Raw genomic sequence first — 16,733 nt, 5'->3', positions numbered from 1 at the left:
TTAGCTTGACCTAACATTTTTAGCCTTGAGCCAATAGGCGGTCATCTCTCCTTTACCTTTAACCGCGATCGCGCCTCTTTCCTCAAATAAATAACGATCTTTTAACTGCTCGTAAATAGCAATAGTAACTTGAATATACCCCGGTAATCCTTGAGATTCCATCCGAGAAGCAACATTAACAGTATCTCCCCACAAGTCATAGATGAATTTTTTAGTGCCAATTACGCCAGCAACTACTGGCCCTGTATTAATGCCAATCCTAATTTGGAAGGGTTCGCCCGTGTCAGTTAGAAAATCACCGATCGCTTCCTGCATATCCAACGCCATATCCGCGATCGCTTCTGCATGATCTGCCCTCGGCACTGGCAACCCCCCTGCTACCATATAAGCATCCCCACTCGTTTTAATTTTCTCCAAACCGTGTTTTTCAGTTAGTTGGTCAAACTTTGAAAAAATCTGGTTTAGAAAATTCACCAATTCTAGAGGTGAATTTCTGGTAGAAAGAGACGTAAAACCAACAATATCGGCAAATAAAACTGTTGCTGACTCAAACCTCTCGGCAGCAGCACCCTCGCCTTTTTTCAATTTTTCAACAATCGCTTCTGGTAAAATATTTAGCAATAAATGATCCGACTTTTTTTGAGCAAGGCGTAAAGCTAGCTCCACCCCATGCCGCTCTTTAATTTCGTTTTGCAAACGTCCGACAACTTCTTCTAATTGCTTCGTTTGCTCTTGAAGTAGCTTTTGTTGACTTTGAATTGTTAACTGATTTGCCACTCGTGCCAATACTTCTTTATCTTGAAAAGGTTTCGTAATATAGTCAACTGCTCCCATATCAAAGGCTTTTACCTTATCTACAACATCATCTAAGGCGCTTAAGAAAATCACTGGAATTGAACTGGTTTTTGGTGAAGCTTTCAACTGTGCACACACCTCATATCCATTCATCTCAGGCATCATCACGTCCAGCAGAATTAGAGTGGGGGGAAACTCCAGCACTGTAGCGATCGCCCTTTGCCCGTTCAGCGCTTTACGAACCTGATACCCTTGTTCGGTCAAGATTGTAGATAAAAGCCGTACATTATCGGGCTTATCATCAACTACTAAAATGTTGGCTGTGATGCGAGGAAATTGATTGCTGTCCATGCGATTAATCACGGTATTTTTTTAAGATCACAAATATTAAAACTTAATAAATTTCTCTAATAAAAAAGCAGTATAACTGCCGATTTTTTATCCTCAAAAGATAGACAGGTAAGCTCTTTGGGGATGAATGTTAGGCCGTGTTTGAAATAGAAAATTCTCCAAAGTAGTAATTAGTTGGATACTGGTATTCTCACCGAGCCGTAACTGCCAATTTCGCTAGCTCTATAATATCGTCAAATAGGAAATCATGGACTAAATTAGCTAAAACTTGTGCGGATAAAGCAAATTCTTTAGGCATTTCCTCAATTAAAGTAATAATTTTATCGTCGCAACATTCATGAGCAGCATGAGATATCTTCTCCACCCACTCAAGAGGCATTTTACAGAGTTGTGATTCTACAGATTGATTGCTGGTCACTCGGCTAATTTCATTTTTATTTTCGAGTTTTGCTTCAACAGATTCCTCGTAAATGTAGCGCACTCCTAAAAGTTCTTCCATTTTCGCAAATAATATATTTGCATCGAAGGGTTTACGCATGAAATCATCACACCCTGCTGCTAAAATAGTTTTTCGTTCCTCTTCAAAAGCGCTAGCAGTAAGAGCAACTATTACAGTTTGTTTTCCGAGAGGATGAGCTTTAATTTTTCTGGTGGCTTCATAGCCATTCATGACAGGCATCTGCATATCCATCCAGATCAGGTGCGGTTTCCAATCCTCCCATACAGCAATAGCTTCTCGACCATTTTTAGCTTCTCTGACGGGGATGCCTAGTGGTGATAATAATCTCTCTATCACTAGACAGTTATCTACCCGATCGTCAACCACCAAAATCCGGTATTCTGGTTGATTAGGTGCTAAACCCATTACTTTTTTCTGCGGTTTAAGCATTTTAATCTCCGTGGGATCGGGCAGCCTCATTTCAATATCAAATGCAAACTTACTTCCCACATCAGGTGTACTGCTGACAGTAATATCTCCTCCCATCATTTGTACAAACTTGCGACTAATTGGTAAACCTAATCCAGTCCCCTGTTGAGATTTACGACCTGTTTGTGTTTGCTCGAATGGTTCAAATAACTTATTTATCTCTTCTGCGTCAATGCCCGGGCCGGTATCTTCAATTTCAAACTGAAGGCGTACAAATACCGGGTGAAGGTCATTTGCGTCTACACCATCAAAGTCGGCCTGCGAGGACTGATTAGAACCAGCGCGGGCGGGTTTTTTTTGTATAGCTGCGGTTTCCATCACCCAGCTTTCCGACTGTTCAGAATCCGCACAGGCGGGTTGTGTTTGTGTAGTTCCAGTTTCAACTGCCAAACTTTCTTCTACCTTCTTTTTCACTTGCAACGTAACGCTACCCGCCTCTGTAAACTTAATCGCATTTCCGACAAGATTAATCAAAATTTGGCGCAATTTACCTTCATCTCCATTAACAAAGTGTGGTACGCCGTCAACCACTTCAAAATTTAGCTGCAATTTCTTAGATTTAGCTTTTAATCGAAACATTTCTCTTAAGGTTTCTAGCAGGCGCATTAAATTAAAACTGCTTTCATTAAGCTGACTTCTGCCCGCTTCAATTTTGCACATTTCCAAAATGTCATTAATTAGCGAAAGCAAGTGTTCGCCGGCGCGATTAATAATTTCTAGGTGCTGCTGGTGTTGATTGTTGAGAGATGAATCGCGCACCATCACCTGACTAAATCCCAGAATGGCATTCAGGGGAGTCCGCAGTTCGTGGCTCATAGAAGAAAGAAATTCGCTCTTGGCGCGGTTAGCTGTATCAGCAGCTACGACAGCTTTTTGTAATGCTATTTCTGCTAATTTACGTTCCGCAATTTCAGTTTTTGCTTGTTCAAAAAGGGTGGATTGCTGGATGGCAATTGCTAGCTGCACGGAAATTTGCTTAAGAGATTCTATCTCAGAAGAGTTCCAATGTCTTTGACTGCGGCAGTGATGAGCAATGAGTAGCCCCCATAATTTTTTACCTTGCAAAATGGGAATAACGAGGTTAGCTTTAATTTCAAACTGGCTGAGTAAATTAATGTGGCAGTCTGAAATACCTGCCGTATAAATATCGTCGATCGCGCGAAGGTGTCCCTTCTCGTAAACAGAGACGTAGCGTTCCTGAAAACAAGGATCGCTAATATCAATTCCCAACATTGGCATGATATCGGCTGCTACCGACTCGACGACTATAAATCCACTCCAATCTGGATTAAATCGGTAAATAACAGTCCTGTCAGTTGACAAAAACTGGCGAATTTCTTCCACAGCCATTGTCAGCACTTCTTCTAGGTTAAGAGAAGAACGAATCCGCTCTTGGATGGAATTAACGAGCCGCTCCCTTTTTAGTTGCTGCTGCAAGGCTAGTTCCGCCTGTTTGCGAGCAGTAATATCCACTCCATAACCAACGCACTCCACAGGTATGCCAGCAGCATCTTTGACCAACTTAACCTCATCGTATATCCAGCGATAACTACCGTCTTTGTGCCGTTCTCGGTATTCGTAGGAGATAAATTCTTTTTCCAATATCTGATCGAATGAAGTATCAACAAGCTCTCGATCTTGGGGGTGAATGAGGCTATGCCAATCAAGGGAACCATCAATAAATTCTCTCGCTTCGTAACCCATCATTGAAAAAATATTCTCGCTGACAAATGTTACGTCATAATTTCCTTCTAATTTGCAGCTAAAAATCACCGCTGGGGTAGTCGCCAGCAAATATTGCAAGCGTTCGGTAACAGAGCGCAATGTTAACTCGGCTTGCTTGCGATCGCGAGCTTCCATTGCTAAAGCTGCGATCTGTGCCACATAGCTAGCGAAGCTTTGTTCGTCGAGCGTCCAATTCCTCAGCGTTCCCTGATGTTCTAAACAAATTACACCTGCAATTTGTCCTTGATGGGTAATAGGAACATCTAGCATCGACGAGATGTTTAAAGGCGTGAAATAAGATTCGCTGAATTCTAGGGTGCGCGGATCGGTTTTGGCATCAACCGCTGCGATCGCCTGTTCTGTATTCAAAGCTTGGAAATAGCTAGGATAGTCAGCAACTTTCAGTTCTGCACCCCCGCTGTGTTGATTGGGGGTCAGTTCGTAGAGGTCGGCACAGCAGATTGCGGATTTATCTTCTTGATAAAACCAAATACTTCCCCGCTCAACATTCAAAGTACGGGTTGCCATTTGCGTAATCTCTCTCAACGCCTCGCTGATATTTCCCTCATAGATACTAGAGTTTTTTGCTAATTCTAGCAAACCATTTTGTTGTTCTGTTAACCGATTTTCTCGTTCGCGCAAAGCGGATTCAGCGGCTATTCTTACTCTAATTTCTGCTTCTAAATAAGCGTTAATTTCGGTCAACTGTACGGTGCGCTCTTGGACTTTATTTTCTAAGTCATCATAAGCGTGGCGCAACGCTAATTCTGCATCTTGACGCACGGCAATTTCAATCTGCAACTTGCGATTTATAGCCTCTAATTGTTGCGGGGTTTTTAAACATAAAAACTGCGGTAATAGTGTTACCATTTGGCCGGCAGTGAAGCAGGAAACCAGTGCAGTAACTGCTTTCTCAATCCCCGACAGCCAATAAGCGGAATGCCACAAAGTCCAAATTTCTAGCAAGTGACCCGTGCCGCAGAGAATAATAAATGCACTAAATAAAGCAAATATTCCTAAAAAAGGGATATCGCGCCGCTTGAAGATAAAATATATTAGCATCGCCGGAATTGAATAGTAGGCGATCGCAATTAAAAAGTCGCCCGTTACGTGCAGCCACACTAAAGGCGTTTGCCAGAGATAGCAATGACCGTGAGGCATATACTGAGTTGGGGAAAAGATATTTTTGAGGAATTCCCACATAATATTTAGTGTTGGTAAATAATATTGATTTGATGCTGTCTAAGTTAGGCAAAAAATGAAAGATATCGAAACTTTTAGCCTAATTCGGAATGAGTTATTGCCGCCTCAACCCAACTTCTTCATCACAGCTTGCTTCTCGGCCAACAACTTGCGATTGCAAAGTTGCGATCGCCAAGGAATTTCAATAATAAACTCAGTACCTCTCCCAACCTCGGAAGTGCAGCGCAAATAACCTTCATGGGTTTGAATAATTTGATAAGAAATCGCCAAACCCAGCCCGGTACCGTAACCGGTGGGTTTCGTCGTATAAAACGGATCGTAAATTTTAGCGATCGTCTCAGCATCTATGCCCGTGCCATTATCAGCAATACGAATCTGCACCCACTTGCCATCAACTAAAAGCGTGCGGATGCGAATTTTTAGCAGTTGGCAATGGGTGTTTTGTAAGCGAGCGGGCAAATTATTTTCCCAATAGCCTTTTGTGTAACGCCCCTGCGCCGCCATCTGTTCTAAAGCATCAATAGCATTAGAAAAAATGTTCATAAATACTTGGTTAAGCTGTCCAGCATAGCATTCCAATAGTGGCAACTCTCCATAATCTTTAATCACTTGGATCGGCGGACGGTTTGTTTGTTCTTTCAAGCGGTGCTGCAAAATCATTAAAGTGCTGTCGATACCTTCATGGATATTTATTTTTTTCATATCGGCTTCGTCTAACCGGGAGAAAGTGCGTAAAGATTTAACAATCTCCCTAATGCGCTCTGCTCCAATTTTGATCGAACCCAAAATTTTTTGCAAGTCTTCTAAAATAAAATCGAGTTCTATGCTGTTAATCTTGTCTGCAATTTCCGCCGCCGGAGTGGGGTAATAAACTTGATAAGCCTTAATCAATCCCAAAATATCTTTAATATATTCCTCAGCCGGAATCAGATTGCCATAAATGAAGTTCACAGGGTTATTGATTTCGTGAGCAACCCCAGCTACCATTTGCCCCAAAGAAGACATTTTTTCAGTTTGCACGAGTTGAGTTTGGGCGTCTTTGAGTTGTTGCAGAGTGTTCTCTAGCTGCTCAGTTCGTTCAAGCAGTTGAGCTTCCGAGTGCCGCAATGAATTTTCAGCCAAAGAGCGATCGCGATTTTCTTGTTGCAAAAGTTCATTGGTTAATTCTAAAGCCAGCGTTCTCTCCATCACCCGTTTTTCCAATTCTAGCATTAATTGCGAGAGTGCTTCCTGAGCTTGCTTGCGATCGCCAATCTCACTTTGTAAAGCCAAATTTGCCGCCGCCAATTGATCGGGACTGGGGATAGCCAAGATTTTTGGGATTAGTTCCACCAGCACTGCTGCTGTACACAGCGAAATCAGCGCAGTCATCCCTTTAAGAAAACCCGAAAACCAATAATTAGGATGCCACAGCGTCCATATTTCCATAATATGGGTAATACCGCAGCAGATAATAAAAGAGCCAAACAACATGAAAACCCAGTCAAAAGGCACGTCTTTCCGCTTCTGGACAATATAAATCAGCGTCAGGGGTATCAAAAAATAAGCGACGGCGATCGCAGCGTCCGACACAATGTGCAGCCCCACTAATCCAGGCTTCCACAAATAGCAATGACCGTGAGGAATAAAATAATTGGAAAACATTTTAGGAACCATTTGCATAAAGTCAACACTATTATGTGCTAGTATTTTTTATCAGCTATTATAGCTGATAAAAAATTGTCATACCACAAAAAAGGAATAAGGCTTTTGGAATTAACACTTGTGATGAGCAGATGCAAGGATCTAAAAATACTTTTAATAAGATTAGCACCCACTGACTAAGCTTTAGCAATGTCAACTGTCACATTTTTAACGGTGGCTTCACGAGCAACTGTGACACCTACATGACATTTTGGCTAACGAGCGAGAATAACTGAGCGCGGCTCCCTTTCAGCTAGGAGCGCCAGCGGCCCTTGAAATTCGGTTAGAGCACTCACTTACCCGTGAGGCAACGGGGCAAGCACAAGATTTAGGGGATATCACGGATTTCACTTAACCAAGAGAACCCTTCTCAAAAACCTGTAGAGCTGGGTTCACTCTTGATACATCTAAACTTAAGCCAAAAGCTGCCAGAGACTTAAGTCTCTGGCTAATAGCTAAATTCCACAGCGAAGAGGACTAATGAGTTTAAAAGTCCTAATTTATAGTTTTATTCAGAGGACTTAAGCTGTGAGGAAGGGGTTCAATTCATGCCGGATGGAAAGTTTAATTTTAAGTTGACACCAACTCAGCTTGAGAGGCTCAAAAGTGATAATATCAACGATACACTTATAAGGTAATTGCAAGTTATGACGATAGATGAGATACTACAGCTAACTCGTGCCCGATTACAAAAAGATTTATATCCAGTACAAGAAATTATACTCCGCCAAGTTTGGGAAGGAAAAACTTATACAAGTATCGCATCTGCCTCTCATTACGGAGAGCATTACCTGAGAAACATCGCCTCGTGCTTGTGGCAAAGTCTCTCTGAAATCTTGCAGACATCTATTAATAAATCAAATTTTAGATCCTCTCTAGAATCGCGTTCCCTGACTGCTGAGGAACGAGAATTAATTCAAGAATTCACCCGCAGGCAATGCCTAGCAACACCTGTAGAATTTCCAGGCTCTCCCGTGCCCCTCAGTTCGCCATTTTATATCCATCACCCACTAATAGAAGAACTCGCGTATCGAGAGATTGCCAAACCTGGAAGTGTTCTGCGGATTAAAGCTCCCAGGAAGATGGGAAAAAGTTCCCTTCTGCTAAGGATTTTAGAGCGCGCTAATTCTCTTGGCTATCGCACTGTAAGTTTGGATTTTCAGCAAGCCGAAGAAGCTGTTTTAGACAACCTAGATAAATTTTTACGGTGGTTTTGTGCCAACATCAGCCGTCACCTAGAATTGCCACCTCTATTAGATGATTATTGGGATGAAGATATGGGTAGCAAAGTAAGCTGCATCATCTATTTGCAACAATATGTATTAAGAGAAATAAGTAGCCCCCTTGTCTTAGCTTTAAATGAAATCAATAGGCTTTTCGAGTATCCAAAAATTGCCAGAGAATTTTTGCCACTGCTGCGAAGCTGGCATGAAGAAGCAAAGCGGATTGAATCCCTGGAAAAACTACGTTTAATAGTTCTTCACTCCACAGAAATTTATATTCCTCTAAAGCTCACTGAATCGCCTTTTAATGTCGGTTTGCCGCTGCAATTGCCCTATTTTACACAAGAGCAGATACTTACTTTAGCGCAGCGTCACGGACTGGATTGGACAGATAGCCCCAATGCCGATCGACTGATGGCAATGGTGGGGGGACATCCTTATCTGGTGCGGCTAGCTCTTTACCACCTCTGTCAACACAGTGTAACGCTAGATCGGCTACTACAAGAAGCTCCCACAATAGGAGGAATTTATAAAGATTACTTGCGGAGTTTTTGGGCAACATTGCAAGAGTATCCCGAACTTTCCGTTGCACTTAAACAAGTGGTAAAATCGGAGTGTGGTGTGGAATTAGATCCGATTGTAGCTTCTAAATTAGTTAGTATGGGGCTGATTCATCTCGATAACAACCGCTGTACGCTGAGCTGCGAGTTGTACCGCCTGTATTTTGGTTCGCAAAACTTTATTTAGTTATTGCCCCACCTGACAAATCTGTTCTGCGGTTAAGTTTAGATTGGGAAGCCAAGCGATCGCACCCGATCATCACTTCTAAACTGATTAACTATATACTCACCGTCAACCAATTGATTGACGGAAATAGCGGGTTGTTTGGGGTTGCCAATATATCTTCGGCTGCCTAACCCTAAATAATCGACGATCCAGTATTCAGGAATTGCCAATTTTTCATATTCCCCTAACTTCATGAAGTAGTCATCTTGCCAATTGGTACTCACGACTTCGATGACTAAACGGATAGTTTCACCTCTGGTAATAGTCGAGCGCTTTTTCCACATCGGTTCCGTTTCGATTTGTTGCCAATCTAACACCCTCACATCTGGGCTGTAGCCAGACTCATCAGAATCAATAGCCTTAATAATTCCTTGGCGGGGAATGAAATAGGGCAAAGCCAAACGTTTAATTTCTACTCCCACTTCAAGGGCGAGGAAGCCCCCTACTTGTTCGTGAGTTCCTATTGCTTGCATTTCTATAATGGCTCCATCATGTAGTTCAAAGCGACCTTGACCCTCTGGATACCAGTCCAGAAACTCGTCTAGGGTCATGTGTTTAGACTGGGCGGGTTGTTCTTGAACGAGCATACTGATTCTCCTTGTTTGCTGTTAATTTCATTAATATAAATTAACAACATTAGGCTATCTATATTGTTGAATAACTTTCACTCGTTACTTTGTCAATAGTATTCTTAAACTAACTATTCTGGAAACCTAAATTTGAAGGATGGATTATAATTAAGTAGGGAGGGTGACAAAAATTAACGCTCAGACTGCCTCTTTTTATAAACTTTCACCTTTAAACCCACCCATAAACCGTATGACCCAGGTAACATACCAAATTGGTGGCAGTCTCGCCAGTGATGCACCTACCTACGTAGTAAGACAAGCAGATTCCGAACTCTATGAAGCCTTAAAAGCTGGCGAATTTTGTTACGTCCTAAATTCGCGGCAAATGGGCAAATCTTCTCTCTTAGTCCGCACCCTGCACCGACTGCAAGCAGAAGATTTTCAATGCAGCACGATCGACATGACCCGCATCGGCAGCGAAAACATTACTCCTTTACAATGGTACAAAGGAATTGTTGCGGATTTATGGCGCAGCTTCAATTTATTAGGAAAAGTTAATTTAAAAACTTGGTGGAAAGAACAAGAAGAAATTTCTCTCCTGCAAAGATTGAGTCAATTTATTGAAGATATCTTATTAGTAAAATATTCCACACAGCGAATCATTATATTTGTTGATGAAATTGACAGCATTTTAAGTTTAAATTTTCCCGTCGATGACTTTTTCGCTTTGGTTAGGTATTGTTACAACCAAAGAGCCATCAATCCTGAATATAACCGGATTACCTTTGCACTTTTCGGAGTAGCGACACCCAGCGATTTAATTGCCGATAAAACAAGAACTCCTTTTAATATCGGACGAGCGATCGATTTGCCAGGATTTAACTTAGCGGAAGCACAGCCTCTAGCGAAAGGATTAGAAAATGTAGTAACTAATCCGCAAGCAGTTCTCAAAGAAATCTTATTTTGGACGGAAGGGCAGCCATTTTTAACTCAAAAAATATGTAAATTAGTGGTAAAAATGGCAGGACATTCACCCAGCAAAAGTTTAAAAATTCCACCGGGAACAGAGAAATTTTTTGTAGAATCGGTGGTGAGAGAAAACATCATCAATAAATGGGAATCGCAAGACGAGCCAGAGCATTTGAAGACGATACGCGATCGCCTCCTTTGCAACGAACAACGCACTGCACGTAACTTAGGCATCTATCAACAACTCTTGCAGGGAGGTGAAATTGAAGCGGATGATAGTCGAGAGCAGATCGAACTGCTGCTATCAGGTTTGGTAGTGAAACAACAAGGTTTTTTGAAAGTCAGAAACCCGATTTATCAAGCAGTGTTTAACCTACAATGCGTAGAAAAACAGTTAGAGCAACTGCGTCCTTACTCCCAAGCTTTCAACGCTTGGATCGCTTCAAAACAAACCGATGAATCGCGACTGTTGCGGGGACAATCCCTCAGAGACGCTTCCTACTGGGCCCAGGGAAAAAGTTTGAGCGATTTGGATTATCAATTTTTAGCGACTTCTCAAGAATTAGACAGGCTGGAAGTACAGCAAGCGCTGGAAGCAGAACGAGTTAAAGAAGTCGAAGCGCGACTGGCAGACGAACACAAGCGGTTAGTTTTACAGCGACAGACAGCGAAGCGACAGAGGAGGTTGATTGGAGCGTTGAGTGGAGCGCTGATAGTTGCGATCGCCTCCAGCATTCTCGCCCTCTGGCAATACCATCACGCCCTCACCAGCGAAATTCAAGCCCTCGCCTCCTCCTCCGCAGGACAATTCGCCTCCCAACAGCGATTGGACGCCCTCGTGAGCGCCATCAAAGCCAGACGCAGGCTCGACCTTCTCGCGCATTCGAGCCCTCACTTGCAATCTCAAGTTCGACAAGTCCTGCAACCAGCCATCTACGGAACGGCAGAATTCAATCGCCTGTTGGGGCATTCCAGCCCGGTTCTGGCAGTTGATGCCAGCCCAGACGGTCAACTCATCGCCACTGGGGGTGGCGACCAAACAGCCAAGATCTGGCAACGGGATGGCACCTTGCTGCACACTCTCCAACACACGATCAGCAGCGTCTACGCCCTTCGTTTTAGTCCCGACAGTCAGCGCCTGGTAACATCCAGCGTGGACGGCAACATTTATCTGTGGAGTCGGGAAGGCAAACTGCTCAAAACCTTTCAGGGGCACAAGGCTGCTATTTGGGCGATCGCCGTGAGTCCAGACGGTGAGCGCATCGCCTCCGCCAGTGAAGACAGCACCATTCGCCTGTGGAGCGTTGATGGCAAACCGCTCAAAACCCTGAGCGGACATCAAGGTGCAGTTTGGGGTATTGCCTTTAGCCCGGATGGAAACCTGCTCGCCTCTAGCAGCACTGATAATACAGTCAAGGTTTGGACTTTAGACGGCGAACTGGTGAGCACCCTGGAAGGTGACAGCGCCACCGTTTGGGACGTTGAGTTCGCTTTACTTGCCGACAATAGCGGCACAAAACGTCCCACCATTGTCTCTGCCAGCGCTGACAACACTGTCAAACTCTGGCAACCCGACGGAACCCTGCTACGAACTCTTAGCGGTCACAGTGCGGAAGTGTTTGAAGTCGCCGTCAGCACAGCAGGCGATCTCATTGCTTCCGCCAGCGCCGACCAAACTATAAACCTCTGGAAGCCGGACGGGACGCTGTTGAAAGTTCTTAAAGGGCATCAATCTGGAATTCGAGGCGTTACCTTTGTTCCTAACAGTCAAATGGTTGTCTCCGCCAGCGACGACAATACCGCCCGACTCTGGAATCCGACAAACCCCTTCTCGAAAGTCCTTTACGGACATGGCGGCACGATTTGGGATGTGGATTTCAGCCCGGACGGTCAGATGCTAGCTTCAGCCGGTTCCGATGGCAGCTTCAAACTGTGGGCGCGAGACGGTACGTTGCTGAAGTCTTTTGCCGGAAATAAGACTCCCGTTCGCTCCGTTGCTTTTCTCTCTGGTGCCAGCTTTGCCAATCCTGCGATCGCACCTTTCCTTGCTACCGCTAGTGAAGATAAAACAATTAAATTCTGGCAGTTCGACGGGACGCTACTGAAAACCATAACAGGTCATGAAGCTGGACTTTGGGATATCTCCCCAAGTCCAGATGGTCGGCTACTGGCTTCTGCTAGCAACGATAAAACCGTCAAACTGTGGAACAAAGACGGCACTTTACTGAAAACTTTCACAGGGCATCGGGCTAGGGTTTACGATGTGGACTTTACCCCTGACGGACAGAGGCTGCTTTCAGCTAGTAGCGACAGCACTGCTCGGTTGTGGAGTCTTGACGGTAGGTTTTCCAAGACTCTAGAGGGTCATCGCAGCCCTGTTTGGGAAGTTGCCATCAGTCCAGACGGTCGCACTTTGGCAACTGCCAGCAGGGATGACACGATTAAACTCTGGACGATCGATGGTACGTTGCTCAAAACCATCAAGGGAAATACTAGAGGCATGATGGCGGTTGATTTCAGTTCAGACGGTCTAATACTGGTGGGGGGAGGCTCAACTGGCGCACTCAAACTTTGGAAAACCGACGGGACAGAAATAACCTCGCTAACCGGACATGAAGGAAACGTTTGGGGGGTGGCGTTTAGTCCCGATGGCAAACAAATTGCCTCTGTTGGAGACGATGGCACTGTGATTTTATGGGATCTAGAGCGCATTCTCAAACTCGATGAACTGGGTTATGCGTGCGATCGCGTGCGAGATTATCTGCGAACAAATGCTGACCTGAAGGAGGAAGATAGACATCTGTGCGATCGAGCGGGCGATCGTTAAAGTCTCAAAAACCATGAACTCAAAACCATGAACAATTACCAATATCAAATCGGAGGCAGTCTCGCCAATAATGCGCCTACCTATTTAGTAAGAGAAGCCGATTCCGAACTCTATAAATCCTTAAAAGCAGGCGAATTTTGTTACGTCCTCAACTCGCGGCAAATGGGCAAATCTTCTCTATTAGTCCGCACCTTGCACCGATTGCAAGCTGAAGGATTTCAATGCAGTACGATCGACATGACCCGCATCGGCAGCGAAAATATCACTCCCCTACAATGGTATAAAGGCATGATTGGGGAACTGTGGCGCGGCTTCAATCTTTTAGGACAAGTTAATTTGAAAAGTTGGTGGAAAGAAGAAGAAGAAGTTTCTCTCCTCCAAAGATTGAGCCATTTCATCGAAGACATCTTGTTAGCCAAAATTCCAGAAGACAGAATTTTTATATTTGTTGATGAAATTGATAGCATTTTAAGTTTAGATTTTCCAGTAGATGATTTTTTTGCCTTGATTCGGTATTGTTACAACCAAAGAGCCATCAATCCAGAATACAATCGAATTACCTTCGCCATTTTCGGAGTAGCGACGCCCAGCGATTTAATAGTAGATAAAAATCGGACTCCTTTTAATATCGGACGAGCGCTCGATTTGCTGGGGTTTTCTTTTGAGGAAGCACAACCATTAGCTTTAGGATTAGAAAATATAATCCCCCATCCACCAGCAGTTATCAAACAAATATTAGCTTGGACTGGAGGACAGCCATTTATGACCCAAAAAATATGTGAATTGGTGGTAAGAACTGCTAAAGAATCCCACGGCGTTGATTTAACAATACCACCGATAACTGAAGGATTTTTTGTCGAATCTGTGGTCAGAGCGCAACTTATCGAGAACTGGGAATCGCAAGACGAACCGGAACATTTGAAAACGATACGCGATCGCATTCTTCGCAACGAACAACGCGCAGGTAGATTGCTAGGCATTTACCAACAAATTCTGACCCCCCCGCCTTCGGCTCCCCCCCTTACTAAGGGGGGGCTAGGGGGGGTGTCAACCGATGACAGCCGAGATCAAATCGAACTATTGCTATCGGGTTTAGTGGTAAAAAAACATGGGTATTTGCAGGTAAAAAACAGAATTTATCAAGAAGTATTTAACCTCGAATGGGTAGAGAAACAATTAGGGAAACTGCGCCCTTACTCCCAAGCCTTCGATGCTTGGATTGCTTCTAAACAACAGGATGAATCGCGGCTGTTGCGCGGTCAAGCCCTGAAAGACGCTCAATTTTGGGCGCAAGGAAAAAGTTTGAGCGACTTGGATTATCAATTTATCGCTGCCAGCCAAGACCTCGATCGCCAAGAAATCCAACTCGTTTTAGAAGCAGAACGGACAAAAGAGGTAGAAGCGCGACTTAGAGAAGAACAAATACGGCTCGCACAAGAAAAAAAAGCTGCCAAACGACAAAGAATTTTGCTATTTGCTGTGAGTGGTGCATTGCTGTTTGCCTGCATTTTAGGAGTGACAACTTATTTTGAGTATCGCCGAGCAGCAGAAAACGAACGTCAAGCAAGGATTAGTGAAATTAGAGCGCTGGCATCTTCTTCTGAGGGATTGTTTGCCTCAAACCGGAGATTAGACGCACTGATAGAAGCTATCAAAGCTAAACGAAAATTACAAAGATTAAAATGGGCAGATGCCAGTATCGATCGCGAAGTTGAAAATGTACTGCGACAAGCGGTTTATCAAGCAGATGAATACAACCGTTTTGCTGGGCATAAAGCGGCTGTTATGGCAGTCGATATCAGTCCTGACAGTAAGCTGATTGCCTCCGCAAGTGTAGATAAAACTGTTAAACTTTGGCGGCGCGACGGGACAGAAGTTGCCACGCTCGCAGGTCATCAAGCGAGCGTCAAAACAGTCAAATTTAGCCCGAACGGTCAACTCATTGCTTCTGGAAGTGACGATAACACCGTGAAAGTTTGGAGGTTGGACGGCACTTTGTTGAAAACTTTTCAGGGTCACAGTGCTAGCGTGTGGGGAGTGGCTTTTAGTCCCGACGGTGAAACAATTGCCTCTGCCAGCGGTGACAACACCGTAAAACTCTGGAACCAAGACGGCACTTTGTTGAAAACGCTTCAGGGTCATACTGCTGGGGTAGGGTCAGTAGTTTTTAGTCCCGACGGTGAAACAATTGCCTCGGCAAGTGGAGACAAAACGGTAAAACTCTGGAAGCGTGACGGCACTTTTCTGAGAACTCTCGAAGGTCATATTTCTGTCTTGTGTTCAGTGGCGTTTAGTCCCGACGGTAAGATCATTGCGTCGGCAAGTGGAGATAAAACGGTAAAACTTTGGAAGCGTGACGGCACTTTGCTGAGAACGCTCGAAGGTCATACGGCTGTGGTATCTGCCCTTGCTTTCAGCCCGGACGGTCAAACCATCGCCTCTGCCAGTCGGGATAAAACTGTAAAACTTTGGAACGTTGACGGAACAGAATTGACGACCTTCAAAGGTCACAGCGCTGCTATTTGGGGGGTTGATTGGAGTCCTGACGGCAGCTTTATTGCGTCGGCAGGCGCAGAAAACACCGTCAGACTGTGGGAAAGTCAAAATCCATTGCAGACAACTATTACTGCACATAAAGCCGGAATTTGGGCGATCGCTCTGAGTGCTGATAGCTCTACAATTGCTACGGGCAGCGAGGACGGCACAACTAAACTTTGGAGTCGCCAAGGCAAATTGCTGGCGACTTTCACCGGAGAGAATGCAGCAATTTATGGGGTTGCTATAACTCGCGATCGCCAGTTAATTGCTGCTGGCAGAGACGACCATAAGGTGAATGTGTGGCAGCGAAACGGCAATTTGAGTGCAACTTTAACAGGTCATAAAGCTGTGGTTTTTGCAGTAGCGTTTAGTCCTGACGGTCAAATCCTGGCTTCTTCAAGTCAAGATAACACGGTCAAGCTTTGGCGGCGCAATGGAACGTTACTGCATACCCTGACAGGACACAATACTCCTGTTTGGCACGTAGCATTTAGCCCAGACGGGCAGTTAGTTGCCTCCGCAGCAGGAGACGGGACTGTGAAGTTATGGCAGCTTGACGGTAAGTTAGTGAGAACCTTGCGAGGTCACGCTGCGGCAGTTTGGAGAGTTGGTTTTAACCGTCAAGGTAATATCATTGCTTCTGGCAGTGGAGACAATACTGTTAAGCTTTGGACTGTTGACGGTAAGTTATTGAGAACGCTTGTAGGTCACGCAGCAGCGGTGTGGGGAGTGGCGTTTAGTCCTGACGGTCAAATTATTGCTTCTGGCAGTGTAGACAACACGGTGAAGTTGTGGAAACTGGACGGTACGCAACTAACAACGCTTAGAGGTCACACGGCGGCGATTAGGGGATTGGCTTACAGTTCTGACGGAAAGTTTGTGGCTTCCGTCAGTGAGGATAACACGCTGATTCTGTGGAATGTGGAGCGAGTGTTGAATCTCAATTTGTTGGGTTATGGTTGCGATCGCGTGCGGGATTATTTGCAGACGAATGCGATAGTGGAGAAGGGCGATCGCTTGTTGTGTTCGCAGATTGACATGGAATAATATCAAGTTCGCTTTATTAGTAAAAATTGATTAATATGTGTGGTCTATATCATCATAAAATTAGACAATAATTTTTAAAATTAAAAAAT

The 16,733-nt window shown here is 44.4% G+C and carries 6 protein-coding genes and 1 pseudogene; 3 read left to right on the top strand and 4 right to left on the bottom strand.

What is annotated here, in order from left to right; translation table 11 throughout:
- From QUB30_RS03495 to QUB30_RS03485, 3 genes are all read right to left on the bottom strand, one after another.
- A complete protein-coding gene (locus QUB30_RS03495) occupies nucleotides 1-1,146 on the bottom strand; it encodes an adenylate/guanylate cyclase domain-containing protein (RefSeq protein ID WP_333329127.1) in 1,146 nt (381 codons plus the stop codon).
- Nucleotides 1,147-1,336: 190 nt separating this feature from the next.
- Nucleotides 1,337-5,002: a GAF domain-containing protein gene (locus QUB30_RS03490; protein WP_333329124.1), complete on the bottom strand. Its 3,666-nt coding sequence runs from the start codon at nucleotides 5,000-5,002 to the stop codon at nucleotides 1,337-1,339.
- A 105-nt stretch (nucleotides 5,003-5,107) separates the two neighbouring features.
- Entirely contained in the window at nucleotides 5,108-6,664 is a 1,557-nt protein-coding gene (locus tag QUB30_RS03485; protein ID WP_333329121.1) for an ATP-binding protein, read from the bottom strand.
- Nucleotides 6,665-7,332: 668 nt separating this feature from the next.
- Here QUB30_RS03485 and QUB30_RS03480 point away from each other — a divergent pair.
- On the top strand, nucleotides 7,333-8,655 hold the full coding sequence (locus QUB30_RS03480) for an AAA-like domain-containing protein (protein WP_333329118.1): 1,323 nt from the start codon (nucleotides 7,333-7,335) through the stop codon (nucleotides 8,653-8,655).
- On the opposite strand, the pseudogene QUB30_RS03475 reads toward QUB30_RS03480, so the two are convergent.
- Nucleotides 8,656-9,281, bottom strand: a pseudogene (locus QUB30_RS03475) (Uma2 family endonuclease). It lies immediately after the preceding gene.
- Between the two features lie 232 nt (nucleotides 9,282-9,513).
- Here QUB30_RS03475 and QUB30_RS03470 point away from each other — a divergent pair.
- On the top strand, nucleotides 9,514-13,059 hold the full coding sequence (locus tag QUB30_RS03470) for an AAA-like domain-containing protein (protein WP_333329115.1): 3,546 nt from the start codon (nucleotides 9,514-9,516) through the stop codon (nucleotides 13,057-13,059).
- Between the two features lie 27 nt (nucleotides 13,060-13,086).
- Nucleotides 13,087-16,644: a WD40 domain-containing protein gene (locus QUB30_RS03465; protein ID WP_333329113.1), complete on the top strand. Its 3,558-nt coding sequence runs from the start codon at nucleotides 13,087-13,089 to the stop codon at nucleotides 16,642-16,644.
- The last annotated feature ends 89 nt before the right edge of the window (nucleotides 16,645-16,733 follow it).

This window comes from Microcoleus sp. BROC3, assembly GCF_036702515.1.
GTDB lineage: Bacteria > Cyanobacteriota > Cyanobacteriia > Cyanobacteriales > Microcoleaceae > Microcoleus.
The sequence above is the reverse complement of the archived record's forward strand: the minus strand, read 5'-3'. Positions and strand labels throughout refer to the sequence as shown.

Excerpts from the sequence above, each read along its gene's own strand:
- QUB30_RS03495 (WP_333329127.1), bottom strand. The coding sequence starts at position 1,146 with ATGGACAGCAATCAATTTCCTCGCATCACAGCCAACATTTTAGTAGTT.
- QUB30_RS03490 (WP_333329124.1), bottom strand. The coding sequence starts at position 5,002 with ATGTGGGAATTCCTCAAAAATATCTTTTCCCCAACTCAGTATATGCCT.
- QUB30_RS03485 (WP_333329121.1), bottom strand. The coding sequence starts at position 6,664 with ATGCAAATGGTTCCTAAAATGTTTTCCAATTATTTTATTCCTCACGGT.
- QUB30_RS03480 (WP_333329118.1), top strand. The coding sequence starts at position 7,333 with ATGACGATAGATGAGATACTACAGCTAACTCGTGCCCGATTACAAAAA.
- QUB30_RS03470 (WP_333329115.1), top strand. The coding sequence starts at position 9,514 with ATGACCCAGGTAACATACCAAATTGGTGGCAGTCTCGCCAGTGATGCA.
- QUB30_RS03465 (WP_333329113.1), top strand. The coding sequence starts at position 13,087 with ATGAACAATTACCAATATCAAATCGGAGGCAGTCTCGCCAATAATGCG.